6 protein-coding genes are annotated in these 6477 nt (G+C 63.5%); 5 read left to right on the top strand and 1 reads right to left on the bottom strand.

The window, feature by feature from the left end; genetic code table 11:
* Positions 1-62: 62 nt before the first annotated feature.
* A complete protein-coding gene (locus VLK31_RS27920) occupies positions 63-536 on the bottom strand; it encodes an Lrp/AsnC family transcriptional regulator (protein ID WP_409171731.1) in 474 nt (157 codons plus the stop codon).
* 148 nt (positions 537-684) lie between these two features.
* On the opposite strand from VLK31_RS27920, the gene hppD reads away from it, so the two are divergent.
* From hppD to VLK31_RS27945, 5 genes are all read left to right on the top strand, one after another.
* Positions 685-1812 carry a 4-hydroxyphenylpyruvate dioxygenase gene (hppD, locus tag VLK31_RS27925; RefSeq protein ID WP_409171732.1) on the top strand — a complete coding sequence of 376 codons (1128 nt, stop codon included), beginning with the start codon at positions 685-687 and terminating at the stop codon, positions 1810-1812.
* A gap of 42 nt (positions 1813-1854) precedes the next feature.
* Positions 1855-2667, top strand: a complete 813-nt coding sequence (locus VLK31_RS27930; RefSeq protein ID WP_409171733.1) for a transporter substrate-binding domain-containing protein — start codon at positions 1855-1857, stop codon at positions 2665-2667.
* A gap of 24 nt (positions 2668-2691) precedes the next feature.
* Positions 2692-3567: a phenylalanine 4-monooxygenase gene (phhA, locus tag VLK31_RS27935; protein WP_409171734.1), complete on the top strand. Its 876-nt coding sequence runs from the start codon at positions 2692-2694 to the stop codon at positions 3565-3567.
* Positions 3568-3693: 126 nt separating this feature from the next.
* Positions 3694-5385 (top strand): AMP-binding protein, encoded by a 1692-nt coding sequence (locus VLK31_RS27940; protein ID WP_409171735.1) that lies wholly within the window; start codon positions 3694-3696, stop codon positions 5383-5385.
* Positions 5386-6321, top strand: coding sequence for an MBL fold metallo-hydrolase (locus tag VLK31_RS27945; RefSeq protein ID WP_409171736.1), 936 nt, complete (start codon positions 5386-5388; stop codon positions 6319-6321).
* The last annotated feature ends 156 nt before the right edge of the window (positions 6322-6477 follow it).

A 6477-nucleotide genomic window follows, 5' to 3' on the forward strand; every position in this document is an offset into this window, starting at 1 on the left:
AATCTCAAGACACATTCGTGAACCAATGCCGCTGCGCGGGCCCTTCACACCCCCCGGTGTGGCTAAACCGGCACAGCCGTGGTGGCCTTGACCCGGTCGAGCACGAAGCTGGTCTTGCAGTCTTGCACGCTGGGGTGCTTGAGCAGGGTGTCCATGATGAAGCGGCTGTAATGCGCCATGTCGGCCACCACCACGCGCAGCAGGTAGTCCATGTCGCCCGTGAGGGCCGCGCACTCGACCACCTCGGGCCAGGTCTGCACGCTGGCGCGGAACAGGTCCATCGGGTTTCGCTTATGGCTTTCGGTGTGCTTTTCGAGCCGCACGTTGAGGTAGGCGGTGAGCCCCAGGCCGACGGCTTCGGGCTGCACCAGCGCCACGTAGCGGTCGATGACCTTGTGTTCCTCCAGCCGCTTGACCCGCCGCAGCACCGCGCTGGGCGACAGGCTCACCTGCTCGGCAATCTGGTCGTAGGTGGCGCGCCCATCTGCTTGCAGCGTGCGCAAAATGAGCCGATCAATCTTGTCCAGTGCTTCCATTCTTCTATTTTTGCAGTTTTACTGCGCCAAAGCCAGTCTGAGCGCCCGCAAACGCAGAAAACCTGAGAGCCATCCGCCCTACATTGCATGACCGGCCGATTTCGCGCCTGTTCAATCCAAATATCCCCACCCTTTCCGGAGACCGCACATGAGCCAAGCCGACGCACCCGCCTTCACGCCCTGGGACAACCCGATGGGCACCGACGGCTTCGAATTCATCGAATACGCGGCACCCGATCCGGTGGCCATGGGCAAGGTCTTCGAGCGCATGGGCTTCACGGCCGTGGCCAAGCACCGCCACAAGAACGTGCTGCTGTACCGCCAGGGCACCATCAACTTCATCCTGAATGCCGAGCCCGATTCCTTCGCGCAGAAGTTCGCGCGCGAGCACGGCCCCAGCGTGTGCGCCATTGCCTTTCGCGTGCAGGACGCCAAGCAGGCCTACGAGCGCGCCACGTCGCTCGGCGCCTGGGGCTTTGCCGACAAGGCCGGCCCGGGCGAGCTGAACATTCCCGCCATCAAGGGCATCGGCGACAGCCTGATCTACCTGGTGGACCGCTGGCCCGGCAAGAACGGCGCCAAGCCCGGCGACATCGGCAACATCGGCTTCTACGACGTCGACTTCGAGGCGCTGCCGGGCATTGCGCCGGAGCAGGCGCTGTCGCCGTTCGGCAATGGCCTGACCTACATCGACCACCTGACGCACAACGTCTACCGCGGCCGCATGAACGTCTGGGCCGGCTTCTACGAAAAACTCTTCAACTTCCGCGAGATCAAGTACTTCGACATCGAAGGCCAGGTCACGGGCGTGAAGAGCAAGGCCATGACCAGCCCCTGCGGCAAGATCCGCATCCCGATCAACGAAGAGGGCAAGGAGCAAGCCGGCCAGATCCAGGAGTATCTGGACATGTACAAGGGCGAAGGCATCCAGCACATCGCCATGGGCTCGGACGACCTGTACGCCTCGGTGGATGCGATGCGCGCCAAGGGCGTGGTTCTGCTCGACACCATCGACACGTACTACGAACTTGTCGACAAGCGCATTCCCGAGCATGGCGAAAGCGTTGCCGAACTGAAGAAGCGCCAGATCCTGATCGACGGCAAGAAAGACGCCCTGCTGCTGCAGATCTTCAGCGAGAACCAGCTCGGCCCGATCTTCTTCGAGTTCATTCAGCGCAAGGGCGACGACGGCTTTGGCAACGGCAACTTCAAGGCGCTGTTCGAGAGCATCGAGCTCGACCAGATGCGCCGTGGCGTGCTGAGCGCCGCAAAATAAGCGCGTCTTCCTTCCCTTAACGTCATTGCTTCAGGAGCCCGCATGCGCAGTTGCACCTCGTTGATCGGTCTGACCTTCATCGCGGCGGCTGCCGCCGTTCTTTCGGGTTGCGCCATGCAGCCGTCGACGCCCCCCGCGGCGCCGATGGCCGCCTCGCACCTGGACGCAGTGCAAAAGGCCGCGGTGCTTCGCATCTGCACGCCGGGCGACTACAAGCCCTTCAGCTTCCAGAAGACGGACGGTGCCTTCGAGGGCATAGACGTCGACCTGATGACCGGCTTCAGCGCCAGCCTGGGCGCCAAGCCCGAATGGATCAAGACCACCTGGGCCAACCTGCTGCCCGACCTGGCCGCGGGCAAGTGCGACATGGCCGTGGGCGGCGTGTCGGTCACCACCGAGCGGCAGAAGCGCGCCTTCTTCAGCGCGCCCTACATGGTCAACGGCAAGACGCCCATTGCGCGCTGCGCCGACGTGGCCAAGTACCAGAGCGTGGCCGCCATCGACAAGCCGTCGGTGCGCGTCATCTTCAACCCGGGCGGCAGCAACGAACGCTTCGCCCGCGCCAATTTCAAGCAGGCCAAGCTCACGCTGCACGGCGAGAACGTGACGATCTTCGACGAGATCCTTGCCAACCGCGTCGACGTGTTCGTCACCGAAGCAGCGGAGGCCATCACGCAGCAAAAGCTCAAGCCGGGCCTGTGCGCCGTGAACCCCGACAAGCCTTTGCAGTACGGCGAAATGGCCTGGATGCTGCCGCGCGACGACATGGCCTTCAAGTCTTATGTCGACCAGTGGCTGCACCTGCAGCAGGCCGGCGGCGACTTCCAGCGCACGATGGACCGCTGGCTCAAGTAACTCTCTTTCTGAAGATCGTTGTTCATGGACACCCCTGCCGCCGCCGTTGTCACCCCTGCCGTCTACGGCGCCTCCGACCGACCGCCCCGTGGCGACTACTCGCGCGGCGGCACCGTGCTGGCCGACTACACCTGCCCGCAGGACTGGGCCAGCTACACGCCCGCCGACCACGACACCTACAAGCGGCTCTATGAGCGCCAGGCCGCGCAGCTGCCGGGCCTGGCGTGCGACGCCTTCATCAAGGCGCTGCCATCGCTGGGCGTGAAGGACCGAATTCCGCGCTTCGACGAGCTCAACGAGCGGCTGCACCGCGCGACCGGCTGGGAGATCGTGGCGGTGCCGGGGCTGATTCCGGAGCTTCCCTTCTTCACGCTGCTGGCAAACCGCAAGTTCCCGGTGACCGACTGGATCCGCAAGCCCGAAGAGTTCGACTACATCGTCGAGCCCGACGTGTTCCACGACCTGTTCGGCCATGTGCCGATGCTGTTCGACCCGACATTCGCCGACTACGTGCAGCGCTACGGCGCGGGCGGCATCAAGGCGCACGAGTTGGGCGCTGGCGAGAAGCTCGCGCGGCTCTATTGGTACACGGTGGAGTTCGGCCTGATCCGCCAGCCCGACGGCCTGCGCGCATACGGTGCCGGCATCCTGAGCTCGGTGGGCGAGCTGAAGCACGCGGTGCTGAGCGACGAGCCGCGCCGGCTGCCGCTGGACCTGCTGCGCGCCATGCGCACGCGCTACAAGATCGACACCTACCAGGCCAACTACTTCGTGATCGACAGCTTCGCGCAGCTGTTCGGCCTGACGGCGCCCGACTTCACGCCGCTGTACGAGTCGCTGCAGGTGGCGAGCGACATCGAAGCCGGCGTGCTGCTGCCGGGCGAATCGGGCAAGGCCTGATTTTCTGAAGGGTCGAGAACCGCCGCGCGGCTATCGCGCGCGCGACATCCCTTGACCGCGCCCTAGGACAAGCCCGCTGGCGGGGAAGGCACAGTGCCTTCCACAATCCGCGCCAAAGGAGCTTGCATGCAGACTTCCGCGCAACAAAACTATCCCGCTGGCGTACCGCTCGAAATCGACCCCGAGCAATACCGTTCATTGCCTCACATGTTCGACGAGGCCTTCGCACGCTATGCCGAGCGGCCGTTCTCGGTGTGCATGGAGCGCTGGATGTCGTACGGCGAACTCGACACGCTCTCCAAGGCGCTGGGCGCCTGGCTGCAGTCGCGCGGGCTCGAGCCGGGGGCGCGGGTGGCGATCATGCTGCCCAACATTCCGCAGTTTGCGGTCACCATGTGCGGCGTGCTGCGCGCGGGCTACACCTGCGTGAACGTCAATCCGCTGTACACAGCGCGCGAGCTGGAGCACCAGCTGAAGGACTCCGGCGCCACAGCGATCGTCATCCTCGAGAACTTTGCGTCGACGCTGGAAAAGGTGATCGAGCGCACGCCCGTCAAGCACGTGGTCATGACATCGATGGGCGACCTGCTGGGCGGGTTGTATGGCGCGTGGATCACGGTGGCGGTGCGGCACCTGGCAAAGATGGTGCCGGCTTACAAGCTGCCGCTCGACGACGAACACACGGTGACGCCGTTCACGCAGGCGATCACGGAGGGCCGCGGCCGCACGCTGGGGCCCGACCGCAGCACGCTCGATTCAACGGCGTTCCTTCAATACACGGGCGGCACGACCGGGCTGTCGAAGGGCGCGGTGCTGACGCATCGCAACATCGTCGCTGCCACGCTGCAGGCCGAGGCCTGGTTCACGCCGGCGCTGGCGCGGGCGGGGGACCTGTCGAAGGTCAACAGCATTGCGGCGCTGCCGCTGTATCACATCTTTGCGCTGACGCTGAGCCTGCTGGCCATCCGCCAGGGCTCGCACCTGACGCTGATTCCGAACCCGCGTGACTTCAGCAAGTTCATCGCGGTGTTGAAGAAGCGGCCGTTCCACATGCTGCCGGCCGTGAACACGCTGTTCAATGCGCTGCTGATGCACCCGGAGTTCAAGACCATCGATTTCTCGACGCTGTTCGTGTCGCAGGCAGGCGGCATGGCAGCCTCCGAAGGCACAGCGCGCAAGTGGCTCGAGGCAACCGGCTGCCCGATGATCGAAGGCTGGGGCATGAGCGAGACCTGCGCCATCGGCACCAACAACCCGGTGTCGAACAAGAGCTTTACAGGGAACATCGGGCTGCCGTTGCCGAGCATTGAGATCGCGATAAAGGACGATGACGGTAATTCGCTGCCGGTGGGACAGTCGGGCGAGCTCTGCATCAAAGGGCCGAACGTGATGACCGGCTATTACAACCAGCCCGCGGAGACCGCAGCCGCGTTCACCGCAGATGGGTTCATGCGGACGGGCGATATCGCCGTGATGCAGGAAGATGGCTACAGCCGCATCGTCGACCGCAAGAAAGACATGATTCTGGTGAGCGGTTTCAACGTGTTCCCGAACGAGCTGGAGAACGTGATTTCGCTGTGCCCCGGCGTGGTCGAATGCGCAGCTGTCGGCGTGCCGGACGAGAAGCAAGGCGAGGCAATCAAGGTGTTCGTGGTTCGCCGCGACCCTGCATTGACCGAGGAGGCAGTGCTGCAGTATTGCCACTCGCAGCTCACCGGCTACAAGCGGCCTAAGCACATCGAGTTCAGGGACTCGCTGCCGAAGACCAACGTCGGGAAGATCCTTCGGCGCGAGCTTCGCACCACTGCGAGCGCCTGAATGAGCGAGCGCTCATCGGCGAGCGCCGGGTTGCCGGCCAATGTGGTGGTGTTCGAGCGCGGATGGCTGTCGTCGAACAACGTGCTCTTCCTGGGGCGCGACGAAACTGCGCTGGTTGACACGGGCTATTCGACGCACGCAGAGCAAACGCTGGCGCTGGTCGAGTCGGCTCTGGCCGATCGGCCGCTGGATCTCATCCTCAATACGCACCTTCACAGCGACCACTGCGGAGGGAATGCTGCATTGCAGGCGCGTTACCCCAAGGCCCGCACCGAGGTCCCGCCGGGAGAGGCTGGTTTTGTCAGACGGTGGGACGAGCGGGGCCTCAGCTTTGCGGCCACCGGGCAGACATGTCCACGGTTTCAGCTGACCGGACTGCTGCAGCCGGGGACGGAGCGGCTGCTTGGGGATCTTGCTTGGCAGGTGCACGCGGCGCCCGGGCACGATCCTCATTCGGTCATTCTGTTCGAGCCGGTCTCACGGACCTTGATATCAGCGGATGCACTTTGGGAGAACGGCTTTGGCGTCGCGTTCCCGGAGTTGTCGGGAGAGCCGTCATTCGGGGAGATGGCCGCGACACTCGATTTGATCGCGACATTGGCGCCGCGCCAGGTCATTCCCGGGCATGGCTCGGTCTTCGGTGATGTCGACAAATCGCTGTCAATTGCGCGCCGCCGGCTCGACGGCTTGCGCCGCGACCCTGTAAAACACGCGCGTCACGCCATCAAGGTTTTGATGAAATTCAAGCTGCTTGAAATGCAGTCGGTTGGCATCGAGCAATGGGAAGGTTGGCTGCGCGGCACGCCGTATTTGTCGACCATTCACGCCCGCTTCTTTGGTGATGTGGCGTTGAATCAATTGACCGGCGATATCTTTGGCGAATTGGTTGCAGCGGGCGCGGCCTCTGTCGATCATTCATTCGTTCGCAACGTCTGAATTGTTCTTCGGCCTTTAATTCCCATTTATGCAAAGCAAAAAACCCCAGTCATTGCTGACTGGGGTTTTCTGGGCTGTAAGAGCCTGACGATGACCTACTTTCACACGGGAACCCGCACTATCATCGGCGCTGAGTCGTTTCACTGTCCTGTTCGG

This window comes from Variovorax sp. H27-G14, assembly GCF_046156345.1.
Lineage (GTDB): Bacteria > Pseudomonadota > Gammaproteobacteria > Burkholderiales > Burkholderiaceae_C > Variovorax.

Coding starts and splice junctions, on each gene's coding strand:
- VLK31_RS27945 (WP_409171736.1), top strand. CDS start 5,386: ATGAGCGAGCGCTCATCGGCGAGCGCCGGGTTGCCGGCCAATGTGGTG.
- phhA (WP_409171734.1), top strand. CDS start 2,692: ATGGACACCCCTGCCGCCGCCGTTGTCACCCCTGCCGTCTACGGCGCC.
- VLK31_RS27940 (WP_409171735.1), top strand. CDS start 3,694: ATGCAGACTTCCGCGCAACAAAACTATCCCGCTGGCGTACCGCTCGAA.
- VLK31_RS27930 (WP_409171733.1), top strand. CDS start 1,855: ATGCGCAGTTGCACCTCGTTGATCGGTCTGACCTTCATCGCGGCGGCT.
- VLK31_RS27920 (WP_409171731.1), bottom strand. CDS start 536: ATGGAAGCACTGGACAAGATTGATCGGCTCATTTTGCGCACGCTGCAA.
- hppD (WP_409171732.1), top strand. CDS start 685: ATGAGCCAAGCCGACGCACCCGCCTTCACGCCCTGGGACAACCCGATG.